The sequence below is a fragment of the Enterovibrio litoreus genome, assembly GCF_045679545.1.
GTDB lineage: Bacteria > Pseudomonadota > Gammaproteobacteria > Enterobacterales > Vibrionaceae > Enterovibrio.
Genome location: NZ_CP166194.1, coordinates 2,639,150 through 2,655,733, shown reverse-complemented (window position 1 = coordinate 2,655,733; position 16,584 = coordinate 2,639,150). Strand labels below are relative to the sequence as shown.

Here is a 16,584-nt window from a genome sequence, read left to right as displayed (position 1 = left end):
AGTAAATCGCGGATGAAGAAGTTACTGATCACAGGCTTGATGTTAGCCACCGTATCAGGCTGCGGCTTGATAAACGAAGAAGCCTTGTTGGCGCAAAGCGATATCGTACAGGGCACCACAGGCACGGATGCGGTTGAAGGCAATACCGAACCGAGTGGCGATGGGCTGATTGGCTTACTGCGTGAGCGAGAAGATGCAATAGCAGGCGATCCTAACTGGGTTCCCCTTCATCCAACACGTCAGCCTGAGCACTACGCAACAGCAACGGGTTCTTTGTTTAGCGCAGTGAAAGCGCAAGATCTTTACGATGACACCAAGCCTCGTGGCGTGGGCGATATTGTCACCGTGCTGCTTGAAGAAAAAACGCAGGCGAAAAAAAGCGCCAGCAGTGATGCCGCCAAATCGAGTGATTTGAGCATGGATCCATTAGAAATGGGCGGGCAAGAAGTCACCATTGGGGAATCCAACCTGTCTTATGCTGCAAGTCATGATAATTCTACCAGTGGCTCCACCAGCGCCGATCAGAGCAACAGCATTAGCGGCTCCATTTCTGTAGAAGTGGTTGATGTACTGTCGAACGGCAATCTCATTATTCGTGGTGAAAAGTGGCTGACGCTGAACACGGGTGATGAATACATTCGTTTAAGTGGCACTATCCGTCCTGATGATATCAGCCAAGAAAATACCGTGGCATCAACCCGTATTTCGAATGCACGAATTCAGTATTCGGGAACGGGTGACAGACAAGATACGCAAGATCAGGGATGGTTGGCACGATTCTTTAATGTCGTTCTTTAACACGTAATACGTTGCCGGAGATTTGACGTGAAGCATTGGCTAAAGTTGTTTTTGATTGCCGTATTGGCAAGCCCCGTCGCACAAGCTGCCCGAATTAAGGATGTGTCGGAAGTCGCTGGCGTGCGCAGTAACCAATTAGTGGGTTACGGACTGGTGGTTGGTCTTGCAGGCACAGGGGAGAGTACCCCCTTTACTGATCAAAGCTTTAACGCCATGCTGAAAAACTTCGGCATACAATTGCCGCCGGGCACCAAGCCAAAAACCAAAAATGTGGCAGCGGTTGCCGTGAGTGCAGAACTTCCTCCTTTTTCTAAGCAAGGTCAAAAAATTGACATCACAGTGTCATCCATTGGCTCTGCAAAAAGTCTTCGTGGTGGCACCTTGGTTCAAACCTTCCTCAAAGGCCTCGACGGTAAAACCTATGCAGTCGCGCAAGGTAACCTGATTGTCGGTGGTTTTAGCGCAGAAGGGGCTGACGGCTCCTCTATTGTGGGTAACACGCCGACAGTAGGGCGGATCACCAACGGGGCGTCAGTTGAACAAGAAGTTCCAAGCCCTTTTGGACGCGGAGATCACATTACATTCAACCTGTTTGAATCTGATTTTACCACTGCGCAGCGCATGTCCGATTCTATCAATAGCTTTTTAGGGCCAAACACAGCCTCTGCGATGGATGCCATGTCTGTGCGAGTGCGAGCGCCACGAGATTTGTCTCAGCGCGTGGCGTTCCTCTCTACTATTGAAAACCTCGAATTTGAACCTGCGGATGCCGCAGCAAAAATCATTGTGAACAGTCGCACCGGTACGATTGTCGTGGGGCAAAATGTCCGTTTGCGCCCAGCGGCAATTACTCACGGTGGCATGACAGTGACCATCAATGAAAATTTACAGGTGAGTCAGCCAGGCGCGTTTTCTGGCGGTGAAACCGTCGTTGTTCCCGATTCTGGCGTAGAAGTGACTGAAGAAGATGGACGCATGTTCCACTTCAAACCCGGTGTCACACTGGATGATTTAGTTCGCGCAGTGAACGGTGTGGGCGCAGCCCCTTCCGATCTGATGGCTATCTTGCAGGCACTAAAGCAAGCGGGCGCTATCGACGGCCAACTCATAGTGATTTAAGCCATGAAAACACCATTAGACACGGGATTTATTCACGACATCAGCCGATTGGACATACTGCGTCAGAAAGCCGCCAGTGGTGAGCAGTCGGACGATGCCATGCGCGCCGCAGCGGAGCAATTTGAAGCCTTGTTTACGCAGATGCTGTTTAAATCCATGCGTCAGGCGAATGAAGCGTTTGAGTCTGATCTTGTTGATAACCGCACATCGAAGTTTTACCAGCAAATGGCCGACGAACAGTTGTCCAGCGCTTTGTCTCGAGAAGGCTCATTGGGGCTGGCAGACTTGATCGTTCAGCAATTTAAAGGATCACAAAGCAGTGAACCTATGGATACGGGCAGCAATACCGCCAGTGATCGCATTAAGCTTGCGCCGATCTCGCCACTTCCTCCTGCGTTGGGTGACGAAGAAAAAGAAGCGGTGCAAGAGGGGCTGGAAAGGAAGGCTTTCTCGTCCCAAGATATGTTTGTTCCAAGCCCGCACATGTTGGCACAACAAAATTCCGTGCCGAAAGCCGCTGAATCAAAGCCTTTTGAAACGCCTGATGAATTTGTTTCGCGACTCACGCCTTATGCGCAAAAAGCGGCTCGCACATTGGGGACGGATCCCGCCATTTTGATTGCTCAAGCGGCACTGGAAACAGGATGGGGTAAAAAAGTCATCGCCAATGCACGGGGCAGCAGCCACAACCTTTTCAACATCAAAGCGGATCCGCGTTGGGAAGGCAATAAAGTCGCCACTCAAACACTTGAATTTCATGATGATATTCCCGTACAGGAAATGGCCTCATTCCGTGCCTATGCTTCATATGAAGACAGCTTCAATGACTATGTGCGATTTCTAAACAAAAACCCACGCTATTCAGCGGCACTGCAAAGTACAGAAGAGCCTGAAACATTCATCCGCGGATTACATCAGGCAGGCTATGCCACTGACCCGCAGTATTCAGATAAAGTGCTCAGTGTTTTTGAACGTGTGAAAGGGTTGATGGACCAATAAATGAGTTGAGTCATCGTACTGTGGTGTGTAACGCCTTCTCTCAAACAAGGGATTTTGATGTCAGAGCAACAAGACAAGCAATCAGAACCAGATGCCGAACAGATAGTGGCAAAACAAACGATTGGTCAAGCGGGCTCTATCCATCGTGACCCTTTCATTCGAGCCTTTCTTGATAAAATTCCTAAAGACGTCGGCTTGAGCTTTACCGATGCACAATTGCTGCAACTCAAAATGATGTTTGGTACACGCGGAAAAGCGAACCACGCTGTCGATATCCGCACTGTCGTGGGAGGATTTGGCTGGAATTATTACCTCGTTTTCCTATTTGGACGAAACCGTCGAGACCTGTCTCGAGCAGAGCAAAAAGTGGCCAACGCTTGGCGAATTGCGTTGTTGCTGCTTGGCAGTTTTGCGCTCTTCTCTATGGTCGTGGTTTCCCTGTACCTGCTTAAATCCCTTGCTGGTATCGATCTATTACCTCGCTTTTCCTTTGGTTTTTGGACTTGGCTCTCTTCTTAACGGCAAGCTCTTGCCTACCTGCATAAACCTCTTTCTTAATATGCTGTTTAATAGTTTTATCTAATTGAAAAATATGAGTAAATTTTAATGGCATGATTCTTGAATTAAAAGCGTAATACACACTTTTGTAGGCTATGCATTTCCGCATACGGGGGCAGAATGGGGTTTGATCTGCTGACGCTTGGTTCTCAGGGCGTTTTGACAGCACAACGGCAACTGAATACAACGGGTCACAACATCTCGAATGTGAACACTGAAGGCTATAGCCGTCAGTCCGTTGAACAGCATGCCAACGATTCTGCCTATTGGTCTGCAAACCAATGGGGCACGGGTGTTCATGCCGCTGCGGTTAGGCGTAACTATGACAAATTTGCCGTTAATGAATTTAACATCACCACCTCTTCGCTAGCTCACGCGGCCACTCGAAATGGCCAGCTCACCATGCTTGACGACATGATGTCGCACTCAGCCAAGAAAATTCCGGAAAATATGAATGAATTTTACGGCGCGGTAAAAGGCTTAACAGATAGCCCGAGCGACATGGGTGCACGAAAAGTGGTGTTGGAAAAATCGCGCCTTGTGGCGGCAGGTCTTAATGACATCAACAACGCATTGCAGTCCCAAGAAATGGATACCTCGGTAGAAATTGATGCCACATTGACGCGGATGAATGATATCGGCCGTGAGATTGTCGATATCCATAAAGCCCTTGTGAAAAGCCAGTCTGTTGATAACGATTTGCTCGACCGTCACCAGCGATTGATTAATGAGTTGTCTGAATTCACGCAGGTGAGCGTCAACCAACGCGACGACGGTCTTTACAATGTCATTATCGGCAGCGGACACACCTTGGTGTCGGGCCTGCATTCCAGTGAACTTCAAACGGTACCAGGTGTGCCTGATCATCAGAAACGTCGTTTGGCGCTGGTGGAAGGCAAAGCGCTGAAGCCGATTGATAACGCAGACATCCGCGGTAAGCTTGGCGCCATGTTTGAATACCGTGATCAGACATTAGGGCAAGCGCGAGATGAGCTAGGACGCCTAGCGGCGGGCTTTGCAATGTCGATTAATGATCTTCAAAGTCAGGGGTATGATCTGAGTGGTGCCGTTGGCGAAAATATTTTTGTTGATTTTAACAGCGACAATATTGCTCGTGACCGTGTGATAAAAAGCCCAGCATCTACTGCAGAGATGAAAGTCTATATCGACGACTTATCGAAGCTGAAAATTGGCGACTACCAACTGAAATACGATGGCAGCCAATACACTGTGGTTGATCCAGAAAAGAACATGATGTCTGTCACGCCAACGGGCACACCGCCATCAATTGCCGTCGATGGCCTGAAGATTCAACTGGATGTTGGCTTAACTGCTGGTGAGCGCGTGGTTATCCGACCGGTGCGTCAGGCAGCAGGTCAAATTGGCGTAACAATGGAAGATTCAGCAAAAATTGCCGCACAAAGCTACGTCAGCTCCAAATCCGTGATAACGGGCGAGGGTGACTTGAAAGTGCTGCAACCGGGCGCTCAACAAGAGTTTCAGGTGGCCATTTCACCTGATGCGTCTCAATTTGCTGTGCTGGACATGAAAGGCAATATTTTGCTGGCCCCTCAAACGTATCCGCCCGCGTCTCCTGTCAATGTAAATGGCACTGTGTTTGAGTTGTCCGAAGGTGCTGCGCCGGAAGATGTGTTCTCAGTGAGTTTGATTCCTGCTGACGGTGAAAACGGTAACTTGATCCGCATGCAAAAGTTGCAGACGCAAAAAGTCATGGACGGTGGGCGATCAAGCCTGGTTGACGTTTATGAGGGCCTGAATACGGATTTGGGCGTACAAAAAGCATCATTCGCTCGCCTTGAAGATATTAGCCGTGTTGAACATGATGCCGCCGCCGGACGCGTGGCAGAAATCTCTGGGGTTAACCTTGATGAAGAAGCGGCAAACATGATGAAGTTCCAGCACGCTTATATGGCGTCGTCTCGCATTATGACGGCGGCAAATGAAGCGTTTCAAACCCTGCTAAGTGCAACCCGATAAGGATGTGAGTGATGATTAGCCGCATTGCCAGTTTTCACAATTATCAATCAGTCTCGAATGACTTGATGCGTCAGCAGGTAAAATTGCAGGATAACCAAGATCAGCTTGCGACAGGCAAACGTGTTCTCACCTCGGGTGACGATCCGGTTGCTTCTATTTATATTCAGAATTTCCGCCAGCAAGACAAACAGCTCGATCAGTATGTTGACTCCATTACGTTGGCGCGAAACCGTCAAACGCGTGCTGAAATTGCTATTGATGACGCGGAGCAATTGACCGACAGCGCAAAACGAAAAACCATGGAAATGATTAACGGTTCTTTGTCTGACGATGACCGAACCGCCCACCGTCAAGATTTGAAGGGCCTGTACGACAACTTCATGAACTTGGTGAACGCCAAAGATGAGTCCGGCAACTTTTTGTTTGCGGGAACGCAATCCAGCAAACAACCGTTTTATCGAGACAGCTCAGGTGATGTGCGTTACGCGGGCGATAGCTATCATCGCACCGCACAAGTTGCCCCTGCGGTAGAAGTGCAAACAAGCGATCCTGGCGATCAGGTCTTCATGGAAATCAAAAATCCATTTGGTGATTATCAGCCTGAATACGAATTGCAAAGCGGTTCACTTTTGCTATTGGCCAGTGCGACGAATACTAACAATGCTGATATTTCGGAATATGCAGTGAGTTTCCGTGTCGATGGCGACGGGCAGACGCAATATGAACTGATGCAAAACGGCGCGGTGGTTAGCACGGGCATGTACGACCCTCAAACGGGTGTGGAGTTTGGTACGCTAACGCTGCGTTTTGAAGGCGAAATGTTAGATGGTGACACCATTGCACTAGAGCGTCAGGATACCTTCAACGTGTTTGATGCGTTTAAAAAAGGCATCGATTTGTCCCACGAAAGCATCTTTGATGCCTCTGCGACCGCTGAATTGCATCAGGTAACCGAACAGTTCGCTGCAGCCTTTAAGCACTTAAACAAAGCCCGTTCAGAAGTCGGTACGCGCCTAACGACGCTTGATCGTCAGGAGAGTATGCACCAAGATTTCAAATTGGTGCTTAACCGTTCGCTGGGCACCATGGAAGATCTGGATTACTCCACCGCGGTGATCGACATGAATGAAAACCTGCTGGCACTGAAAGCCTCGCAACAAGCCTTTTCGAAAGCGAAAGATTTATCGTTGTTTAACTACATCTAACGTTGAGCCAAACCAAGGTCTGACTCAACTGGCGCAAAATGCCTCGGATTCAACGCCTAGCTTCTAAACAAAAGCCTAGCTTCTAAACAAGCGCCGAAATTCAGTCGGCGTCATGTTTTTTGCCGTTTTGAACTGGCGATTAAAGTTCGACAAATTGGTGAACCCTACACGCTCCGCCACCACTGACACCGACGTATTTGACCGTACCAACCATTCACATGCCTTGCCGAGTCGATAGTTTTTTAAGTGATCAGAAAAGCTCTCCGCAAAGTGTTTTTCAAACATTCGGTAGAGAGAGCTTTCACTCACATGCAGATGTCTACAGATGTCTTCAACAGAAATTTGCGTGTTGTAGTGGTCGGCGATAAACTGCTGCGCTTTTTCCAGTTTGTCGATGACAGGCGTTTCTTTTGCGACGTAAAAACACAGCGGGCGAGATGTCACGGCTTGCGCCATTTTGTCTTCGCTAAGCAGCAGAAGGATTTCGATCACCCGCAAGAATTGTGCGGGCGGTTTACGCTGCGACGTGCCATTCATCAAAGGATACAACGCGTCTGCACAAGCGGCGGACAGTTTGATCCCTTTGTGTGCACGAACCAATAAATCACCGACGGACGACAGTTCCGGCACAGTGACCATCAAGGATTGAAGCCAAGATTGATCGAGCCAAAGCACATGCGAGCTGCTTGGTTTTTCTGGTGTGGCCGTTGAAGAGCGCGTGACCATGTGCGGAAAACCGGGGCCGATCAGATAGGCACAGCCATGGGTGGCGTCACCAATATAATCATCTAATACGGTTTTTCCGGGAGAAACGTTGTGAGGATCGTGATAAAGCACCAGTTCAATTTCGTTGTGATAATGCCAGCCACAATGTGAGGCCATGATCGAATGGTCACACTGGTAATCGACGAAATGCCAGGATGGGCTAACGGCCTTATTGATGCGCTCGATGGTTGGTCGCACGTGCTTTACCTTGTCATCAGAAAAATTATTTTCATTGGTTTTAGCCAACTTGTCAGTAAGCAGAAAGATTATGAATGAATAGTATTAGTGGTTGCTTGATAGCTATCACACGAGACGCATATTTATTCTTAAACTTCACTCAACCGTTTCATCACTAAACCAGAAACCGTAATGTTTTATTGCGAGAGACATAAATGAAAAACTATGGTCGTTTTTTAACCCAAAAAGCCCCGCTTAGCTACTTGTTAGTGAGCCTGTTCTCAGGCTTAAGTGGTGGTTTTTTCTATCCACTATCAGGGATTTATGTCGTAGATGGACTTAACTCTTCTCCATTGCAAATGGGGATATTCTTAGCGATATCGATTTTAAGTGGCGTTGTTGTGTCACAACGTATTGCCAAGCTTTCTGATCAGGGCTGGGATCGACGCCAAATTATTATGTGGTCACAAATCGCATTCATCGTGGTGATGGGGCTGTTTGTGTTTATCCGTGACTACTATTTGGCACTCTTGGTGATGGTGTTCATTGCCAGCTTTACGGCGGCAGCCATGCCACAAAACTTTACCATGGGACGTCAGTACGCTGACGAGCACTTGGGCCAAAACGGCACACTGTTTCTGTCATTGATGCGTGCCATGATGTCATTGTCTTGGGTGATTGGCCCACCACTCGCGTTCATCATTAAAGACGCGTATGGATTCAACGGCGCATTTTTGTTTGCCGCGTCTATGATGGCAATTTCGGTGCTGATAGTTTGGTTTATGTACCCAACCGTCAAAATCGAGAAGCACGACACTGCGATAGAACTGCCGCAGAAATGGCGAAAAATCGACGGTGTGCCTTTGTATCTTGGTGCGGTGTTTATGCTGTTCTGGGCCAACAACATGTACGTGACGACGATACCACTGTATGTCACCAAAGAGTTAGAGATGGCCGGCTCCATTGCAGGTCAACTGCTGGGTCTCGCGGCGTTTGTCGAAATACCCGTGATGGTGCTTGCAGGGCTTTGGGCCGCTAAGGTGGCACCGCAAAGACTGATGGTGTTTGGTGCGGCAGCGGCATGTATTTTTTATACCTTGTTGTTCGGCACTCAGGTGCTGTGGCAAATGTATGCCTTGCAGATCCTTAACGGCATTGCCGTAGGCATAAGCGCAGGGTTAGGTATGGTGGTCATTCAAAACAAAATGCCGCGCCAGTTGGGGCTTGCTACCACGCTGTTTAATAACGGTATCTTGTTAGCGAGTTTGATGTCGAGCATCACGGTGGGTGTGATTGCTGAGTGGCAAAACTACCAGTCTGTCATTATTGCCATGATGCTGGCAGGAGCAGCGGCATTGACGCTTCTGTTGCTGTCAGTGCGTGAAAAGCGCCAATCGTGCCCGCCAAACATTGCATTGGAAGGGAATTAGGTCGCGGGTCATCAATAAGTGCTAACGACAATAAACGAAGAGGCCAGCATTTGCTGGCCTCTTTTGTGATGGTTGTTCATTGAGATTGATAAGCCGTAGCTTAGGTTCTGGCTTGGATATTTGCAGCCATTGCTTCAATGAGTGGGTACTTGTTCTCCATCATTGGTGGGTAGAAGTAACCAAATTCATTGTCACAATACAGTGCGTGTGGCGCTAAAAAGTCTGAGTCTTCTTTGCCTGCGAAGAAAACATGACAAGGTGTACCGACAGCCGTGGTTAGGCGGTGAACAGCGGTACCTGCGGTGATCACGGCATCGAGCTGTTTGATAACCGCCGCCGTTCCTTCAAAATCATCGCGTAAATCCAAACCATCTAGCTGAACAACGCGAACGCCTGAAAGCTTTTCGATCTTGTTTAGCTCTTTGGTACATTCACCGTATTGAAGGTTAATAAAGATAGCGTGAGGAAACTGTCGAACTAAGTGCGCTACTTCATCGGCAATCAGGTAGTGAATATTCCTTGAGGCGGCAGCAAGGCCGCTTCGCCAACATAGCCCAATCAATGTTTTGTTTGGGTTCTGCATTCGAATGGCATCAAGGCGATCGTACCAAGTGTCATTGATATCCGCGCTTAAATTCACATAGCTCGCTTGATAAACATGTCGGCCAAATTGTTGATAACATATCGCCGCTAAGCTACCGCCCGCTATCCAACTGGTAATGTCTTCCATGACCTCTTTGGGTACATCAATATCTTGGTGATCGATACGCTTAATCGGCACGATGATCGCTTCTGGAAAAGCGCGACTTAGGATCGGCTCAAGGCGAGGGTCACAGGCCACGTAGACTTTCTTACAGTTATCCAGCACCAGCCTGAGATTATGGAAGTAGAGAATCTCGTCTCCAACGCCTTGTTCTGGCATCACTAACACAATGTCGTCTTTGGGTCGTTCAAGGTTCCATTGCGGCAATGCACCTTGGTAATGTAAGCGGCGACCGCAGGCCAGACCTAGCTCATTCGTGCGGTAATAGTTTTCCCACTCTTCTAGGGTACGATAAACAAAACAGGCGTTAAATCCGGCTTCTATATCATCAGGGAAGCGCTGCATATGTGTTTCAAGCAATTGCTTAGATGCCAATGCCTCTCCTTTGTACCAAAGGACTTCAGCAAGATAGAGCGACAGGCGCTGCTTATTTTCTTCATCGGCAATGGCCGCTGCCTGCGTGATATGTTTTTGGCAATCAAGAATGGCCGTTGTTGTGAAGTTATGTCGCGCCCTCAATAAGTTAAAGCTTGAGGTTGCTAGTCGATATCGCAAATCGGCATCGTTCGAATGCAAACGTGTGTACTCGAGGGCTGTACGGTACGCTTCTAACCAATTGCTTTCTTTCTCGTAGCTTTGTACCAAGAGGCGGCAAAGAAGGGTGTTGTCCGGCCAGCGCTTAAGACCTTGACGACAAACATCACGGGCGGCTTTGTATTCCCCCAGCTTGATTTCACTGTGACTGAGTAAGATAAAGAACTCGGTATCAGATTGTTCGACATCAAATGCGCGGCGGAGTGTTTGCCTTGCGAGAGCGAAACTTTCCTCGCTAAGTTGCAGTTTTGCTAGCCCTAATAATGCTTTTGGCTGTTCGCCCGCGACACTGACCACGGCTTGGTAGAGCTGCTTGGCTTGTTCTTTATTCCCCGATGCCAGCATTTGCTCAGCAAGAGCTAATGTTTCAGAGACTTCAGCATCGATAACGCTGGCAACTTGCGATTGCACATTGGCTTGATACTTTGCCGTTCGGCGGCTTTCCCCCACATTGCCGATCGCTGCGGTAAGCTGTTGCCGCATGGTTAGCAGCTCTTGATGTTCAGGTGCTACCGCCAATAAACTGTCGACGATCTCGAGTGCGTCTTTATTTATTCCTTGCTGTGCCAGCACCTGCGCTTTATCAAACAGCAGGGAGGCATCTCCCGGTTCAATGCTAAGTGCTGTGTCGAGTTTTCGTATCGCTTCTTGCCAGCAACCGTCTTCAACATCAAGCACAGCAAGCACCTGCATGACAGGAACTGCTTGCGGTGCTTGTTGCAAAATCTGTTCAAACACCTCTCTGGCTTCACCTTTTTTCTGATGTTGGTACAAGCTAACGCCATGCTCGAAAGCCTGCTCAAGCGTCATTGTGTTGTCTTGTGGTTGGGAAGGGTTGGTCATAACGAATCCATTTTGAGTGGGTGCGTGGGGTTACAAATTGCGATAACACAAAAAGCAGCAAATACCATGCCCATTGCCTATAACTATAAGTACGTTTGTTTCATTTTTGAGCGTTTGGTTGTTTTTGACTCCCTGGACTCATTCATGAAATAAAGCCTTTTGTTCGTCGATCCAACAAGATGGTTGATCAGGCAGTAAAAAGGCAAAAGCTGGAGGCGGTGAATTGCCGTTCTCCGATAGGCCAAGGACAAAAACGTTGCCGCCCAAACAAAATACTGACCGGTGATTTTGTTTATGATGTTGAATAATAAGGCTTTTTAAAATTGGCACACTATTTGTATTAGGTTGAGCAAGAAAGTATCACATTGGTTGATGCGTCCCTAATAACGAACTGAAGGCTGGTCCCGCTAAGCAATCGGATTTATTTGTCGCGGGTAGGCTGTTTCGCAAAAATACGCGAAAGTCAAAGGAGAGCAAAATGGGTGTAACAGTTAACACCAACGTGTCTGCGATGACTGCGCAGCGTTACCTGAACAAATCGACGAATGATCTGAATACGTCGATGGAACGCTTGTCGTCTGGTAGTCGAATCAACAGCGCAAAAGATGATGCTGCTGGTCTGCAGATCTCAAACCGACTCATTGCCCAAACCCGTGGCTTAGACGTCGCAATGCGAAACGCTAACGATGGCATTTCTATCGCGCAGACGGCAGAAGGTGCAATGCAGGAATCGACCAATATTCTGCAACGTATGCGTGACTTGTCACTGCAATCCGCAAACGGCGCGAATGGTGGCTCAGAACGAATTGCAATACAAGAAGAAGTCGCGGCACTACAAGATGAATTGAACCGTATTGCTGAAACCACAGCATTTGGTGGTCGTCGCCTACTTAATGGCTCGTTTGGCGAAGCGTCTTTCCAAATTGGCTCAGACTCCGGTGAAGCCATTATCATGGGGCTTTCTAGCATCCGTGCCGATGATTATCGCATGGGCGGCACTGAGTTCGTAGGCACCTCTGGTAAATCAGCGGGTTGGGAAGTGTCTGCCGCAGCGGCAACCCTCACCATGGCCTTTACCACGAAATCGGGCAACACCATTAACCTGACGATTGATACTAAAGCGGGTGATGATATCGAAGAAGTCGCTACCTTTATTAACGGTCAATCCGATGAAATGGTCACGGCGTCTGTTGATGACGATGGTCAATTGCAAATCTTTGTTGCGGAAGAGAAGTTGCAAGGCAATGTCACCTTTGGTGGTGCGCTAGCGACATCATTAGGTCTTCTGACTGGACCTGGCGCAGCTATCACGACGCAAGACATTGATGTCAGTGATGTCGGTGGCGCTCAGATGTCTGTGGGTATTATCGACTCTGCTATGCAGTATATAGACAGCCAGCGTGCCGATTTGGGTGCGAAGCAGAACCGTTTGAGCCACACCATTAGTAACTTGTCGAACATCCAAGAAAACGTGTCTGCATCTAACAGCCGTATTCGCGATACAGACTTTGCTAAGGAAACCACGGAGCTCACGAAAGGCCAAATCCTGCAGCAAGCAAGTACGTCTATCCTTGCTCAGGCTAAGCAGTTGCCACAAGCGGCACTTAACTTGCTTCAGTAGCAGGTTCAAATTTAGCGAAAAAGCGGCAATCAATTGCCGCTTTTTTTGTGCCTGTCACTTTGTATCTGCTCAAATCTCTTGGTTTTAAATATTTGCAAATCTCCTCTGTATCGCTCTTCCTGCCTGCGTTTGTCTTATATGCCACTTTGGTTATAACGAAAATTTCAAAATCATCCCTAAAGTTTTTCTCGCCTAGGGCGAAAACACTCATAGCACTATGATTCAACGGAAAATCCCAAGCAGTACCAAGAAACATGGGGTGTAAAAATATTAGGAAAAAAGGTGTAAAGGTTTTTCTTAATGTGCCGTTACATAGGGTGTGAGAGATTTAGAACTGGTTTTCCCTGGATTGCTGGGCGGAAGCCGGACTTAGTACCGAAGGAGAATAGTTATGGCTATTACAGTAAACACTAACGTGCCCGCAATGACCGCTCAGCGCTACTTGAATAATTCAACTGACTCGCTGAATGCTTCAATGGAACGCCTGTCTTCAGGTTTCCGTATCAACAGCGCGAAAGACGATGCAGCCGGCCTGCAAATCTCTAACCGCTTGATTTCACAGAGCCGCGGTTTGGATGTTGCAGTGCGCAACGCCAACGACGGCATTTCAATGTCACAAACTGCTGAAGGTGCGATGGAAGAAACCACCAACATCCTGCAGCGTATGCGTGATCTGTCACTGCAATCAGCTAACGGTGCCAACGGCTCTGAAGAGCGTAAAGCGATTCAAGAAGAAGTTGTTGCACTGCAAGATGAAATCAACCGTATCGCAGAAACAACCTCTTTTGGTGGTGCGAAACTGTTGAATGGCACATTCGGCACCAAAGCATTCCAAGTGGGTGCGGATGCGGGTGAAGCTGTCATGATGGAGTTCAAAAACACCCGAGCTGACGAAGCAATGATGGGTGGTAGCACCTTCAAAGCAACCGTTGCTGCAAGTGTTGATATGGCTGCATGGACAGCAACAGGTGGTTCTTCGTTGAACATGGCCATCACGAATGCAGATGGCACAACTTCAACCATTTCTATCTCAGCAAAAGATGGCGATGACGTTGAAGAGATCGCGACTTACATTAACGGTCAAGCAGACAGCAAAATTTCTGCTTCGGTGTCTGAAAATGGTGAGCTACAAGTGGTTGCCGCATCAGGTGCTGACATTGCCTTTACAGGTTCACTGGCTACGTCATTAGGTATGGCTGGTGCAACCAAAACGGCAGAAACGGTAAAAGACGTTGATGTGAGCACCGTGGGTGGCGCACAAAAAGCAGTCGGTCTGGTTGATAACGCTATGCAGTATATCGATTCACACCGTGCAGAGCTGGGTGCGAAGCAAAACCGCTTGAGCCACACCATTGCTAACTTGGACAATGTTAACGAGAACGTGAGTGCGTCTAACAGCCGTATTCGTGATGTTGACTTCGCCAAAGAGACGACGCAGTTTACGAAATCTCAGATCCTGCAGCAGTCTGGTACGTCTATACTTGCACAAGCGAAGCAGGCTCCTTCAGCTGCACTGAGCCTGCTAGGATAATAGAGACGTAGCGGAAATGACGGTGAGTGTGCTACTTGCCGTCTATGGCTAACAGGAGGTGAAATAAGATGGACATATCATCCGTTTCGACATCATCCCTGTCTCATGTGACTCCACAGTCCGGCACAAAAGTTGCTAGCAGTAAAGAATCTGTGGGGGGGACTAAACCCGAAATCACAAACCAGCAAAAAATGGCAGAGAGTGCTGAAAAGCTGTCCCAACGTCGTGTAGAACAAATTAACAAATTTGAACGCACACGCGAAGTACAGCAAGCACAGCTTGAAACGCTGGTTGAGCGACTAGATGAGTTTGTGTCTACCTTTAACAAAGGCTTATCATTCCGACTCGATGACGATTCTGGCAAGAGTATTATCACTGTTTATGAAATGAGTAGTGGCGATATTATTCGACAGATTCCGGAGAAGGAAATGCTAGAGCTAGCACAGCAACTGTCTCTTCATGCGAGGGGGCTAGTTGCAGAAAAGGTATAACTGAGGTGAGTGAAGTATGGGTTTAAGCGCGACAGGCCTTGGCAGTGGAATGGACATTAGTTCCATGGTCAGCAAAATTGTTGATGCCGAACGCGCGCCCAAACAAGAGCGTATCGTTAAGAGTATGAACGATGTTGAAACTAACATTAGTGCATACGGTAGGCTCAAAACTTCCCTCGATACGATGAAAGATCTGATGTATGACTTTCGCCGTGACAATACCTTTGCGGCGCGGAGTACGGTTTCAGACAACGCAGAAGCCGTCTCCGCTACCGCCGACCACCAAGCCGTTACCGGCGCCTATTCCATTGATGTTCAGCAATTGGCTCAATCTCATAAACTGGTATCTGACGGTTTGGATCCCAAAGCAGATTTTGGTGCTGGGCAACTCACGTTAAACCTCGGTGGCCGAGCCACAACCATAGACATTGCGGCCGATAAGAGCTCATTGCTTGATATCGTCCGCACAATTAATAGTCACCCGTCTAATCCAGGAATCAAAGCCTCTGTCATTAATGATGATAGCGGTGCGCGTTTGATTCTAGGTGGTGATAAAACCGGTGCAGATAACCAACTTGCACTGTCGGTGACCGCACCGATTGCGAGTCCATTGCAAGCATTTGCGTTTAACCCAGCAAGTCAAAACAATGCCATGAATGAAATGCAAGCAGCGAAAGATGCGCGCATTTTGATTGATGGATTGGCACTGGTTTCCAGTGACACCAATACTTTTTCTGATGCTATTCGCGGCGTTGATATTGAGGTGTCGAAAGTCACAACACCGGAAGATGGCCCTGTGACTGTGACGGTGGATGAAGACCGTGACAAAGTAAAAGCATCGTTGGCTGAGTTTGTTGATGCTTATAACGCCTTCTATCAGGTGACGAAAGCTTTATCTAAGTACGACCCAGAGACTCAGCAAGGTGGCCCGTTAGTGGGGGATAGCGTGATTCGTTCTGCCGTGAATCAAATGCGTTCGCTGTTCTCAACACCGATCGAAGGTGCACCTGATTCGCTAAAAACGCTGAGTGAATTAGGGCTCTCAACCACGATGGACGGGCGGCTAGAGATCAACAATTCGATGCTCGACAAACAGTTGACACGAAACTTCTCCGCGCTTGAAGGCTTTTTCGGGGGGAACGATGGTTTTGCTCGTAAAGTGGAAGAGACCGTTCAATCGTTCACTGGTTTCACTGGAACAATACGTAACAGAGAAAGTAGCCTTGGTGATCAAAGAATACGCTTGCAAGATGAACAGGAAACCCTAGATCGTCGTATGCAAGGGTTAGAAGATCGCACTTTGCGTCAGTTTTCTGCCATGGACAATGCGATGGGTGAGATGCAGTCACAGCTATCCGCTATGATGAACATCATGCCAGGATAAAGAAGTGACGACGTCCACGGTGTTAATGCAATTAGAAGTCATAGACAGTCGCCTGCTGACTCTTCTCTCTGAAGAGAAGGTAGAAGCTGATGAAATGGCACGGATATTGAAGGAAAGAAAGCAATGTCTGGCAGAGATAACGGCGTTGCCGGATGCACCAGAAAAAGAAGCTTGGTCGGCAGCGATTTCCCGAACCGAGCACATTTTTAGTTTAATAAAAAGACATCGCGATAGTGCTGCCGCCGACGCTAGCCGTTATTTAAAAGGGCGTAAGTCAGTACAACTTTATAAAAAATTCGAGTAGGTGA

14 protein-coding genes are annotated in these 16,584 nt (G+C 48.1%); 12 read left to right on the top strand and 2 right to left on the bottom strand.

Annotated features, from left to right (window positions below; all coding sequences use genetic code 11):
• Positions 1 to 12: 12 nt before the first annotated feature.
• From AB8599_RS11670 to flgL, 6 genes are all read left to right on the top strand, one after another.
• Positions 13 to 798, top strand: a complete 786-nt coding sequence (locus AB8599_RS11670) for a flagellar basal body L-ring protein FlgH (RefSeq protein ID WP_407331093.1) — start codon at positions 13 to 15, stop codon at positions 796 to 798.
• 27 nt (positions 799 to 825) lie between these two features.
• Positions 826 to 1,917: a flagellar basal body P-ring protein FlgI gene (locus tag AB8599_RS11665; protein WP_407331092.1), complete on the top strand. Its 1,092-nt coding sequence runs from the start codon at positions 826 to 828 to the stop codon at positions 1,915 to 1,917.
• A gap of 3 nt (positions 1,918 to 1,920) precedes the next feature.
• Positions 1,921 to 2,916, top strand: a complete 996-nt coding sequence (flgJ, locus tag AB8599_RS11660; protein WP_407331091.1) for a flagellar assembly peptidoglycan hydrolase FlgJ — start codon at positions 1,921 to 1,923, stop codon at positions 2,914 to 2,916.
• 57 nt (positions 2,917 to 2,973) lie between these two features.
• Positions 2,974 to 3,435, top strand: coding sequence for a hypothetical protein (locus AB8599_RS11655; protein WP_407331090.1), 462 nt, complete (start codon positions 2,974 to 2,976; stop codon positions 3,433 to 3,435).
• Positions 3,436 to 3,594: 159 nt separating this feature from the next.
• Entirely contained in the window at positions 3,595 to 5,472 is a 1,878-nt protein-coding gene (flgK, locus tag AB8599_RS11650; RefSeq protein ID WP_407331089.1) for a flagellar hook-associated protein FlgK, read from the top strand.
• Between the two features lie 11 nt (positions 5,473 to 5,483).
• On the top strand, positions 5,484 to 6,677 hold the full coding sequence (gene flgL, locus AB8599_RS11645) for a flagellar hook-associated protein FlgL (RefSeq protein ID WP_407331088.1): 1,194 nt from the start codon (positions 5,484 to 5,486) through the stop codon (positions 6,675 to 6,677).
• A gap of 75 nt (positions 6,678 to 6,752) precedes the next feature.
• Here flgL and AB8599_RS11640 read toward each other — a convergent pair whose 3' ends face one another.
• Complete coding sequence (locus AB8599_RS11640) at positions 6,753 to 7,640, bottom strand: AraC family transcriptional regulator (RefSeq protein WP_407331086.1); 888 nt, start codon at positions 7,638 to 7,640, stop codon at positions 6,753 to 6,755.
• Between the two features lie 194 nt (positions 7,641 to 7,834).
• Between AB8599_RS11640 and AB8599_RS11635 the strand changes: the two genes are divergently transcribed.
• Positions 7,835 to 9,049: a sugar efflux transporter gene (locus tag AB8599_RS11635; protein ID WP_407331085.1), complete on the top strand. Its 1,215-nt coding sequence runs from the start codon at positions 7,835 to 7,837 to the stop codon at positions 9,047 to 9,049.
• 100 nt (positions 9,050 to 9,149) lie between these two features.
• Here AB8599_RS11635 and AB8599_RS11630 read toward each other — a convergent pair whose 3' ends face one another.
• A complete protein-coding gene (locus tag AB8599_RS11630; protein ID WP_407331084.1) occupies positions 9,150 to 11,249 on the bottom strand; it encodes a tetratricopeptide repeat protein in 2,100 nt (699 codons plus the stop codon).
• Positions 11,250 to 11,727: 478 nt separating this feature from the next.
• Here AB8599_RS11630 and AB8599_RS11625 point away from each other — a divergent pair, with 478 nt between their 5' ends.
• From AB8599_RS11625 to AB8599_RS11605, 5 genes are all read left to right on the top strand, one after another.
• Positions 11,728 to 12,870 carry a flagellin gene (locus AB8599_RS11625; RefSeq protein ID WP_407331083.1) on the top strand — a complete coding sequence of 381 codons (1,143 nt, stop codon included), beginning with the start codon at positions 11,728 to 11,730 and terminating at the stop codon, positions 12,868 to 12,870.
• 391 nt (positions 12,871 to 13,261) lie between these two features.
• Positions 13,262 to 14,401 carry a flagellin gene (locus AB8599_RS11620; RefSeq protein WP_407331082.1) on the top strand — a complete coding sequence of 380 codons (1,140 nt, stop codon included), beginning with the start codon at positions 13,262 to 13,264 and terminating at the stop codon, positions 14,399 to 14,401.
• Between the two features lie 68 nt (positions 14,402 to 14,469).
• Entirely contained in the window at positions 14,470 to 14,892 is a 423-nt protein-coding gene (locus AB8599_RS11615; protein WP_407331081.1) for a flagellar protein FlaG, read from the top strand.
• Positions 14,893 to 14,908: 16 nt separating this feature from the next.
• Complete coding sequence (gene fliD, locus AB8599_RS11610) at positions 14,909 to 16,276, top strand: flagellar filament capping protein FliD (protein WP_407331080.1); 1,368 nt, start codon at positions 14,909 to 14,911, stop codon at positions 16,274 to 16,276.
• A gap of 4 nt (positions 16,277 to 16,280) precedes the next feature.
• Positions 16,281 to 16,580, top strand: coding sequence for a hypothetical protein (locus AB8599_RS11605; RefSeq protein WP_407331079.1), 300 nt, complete (start codon positions 16,281 to 16,283; stop codon positions 16,578 to 16,580).
• The last annotated feature ends 4 nt before the right edge of the window (positions 16,581 to 16,584 follow it).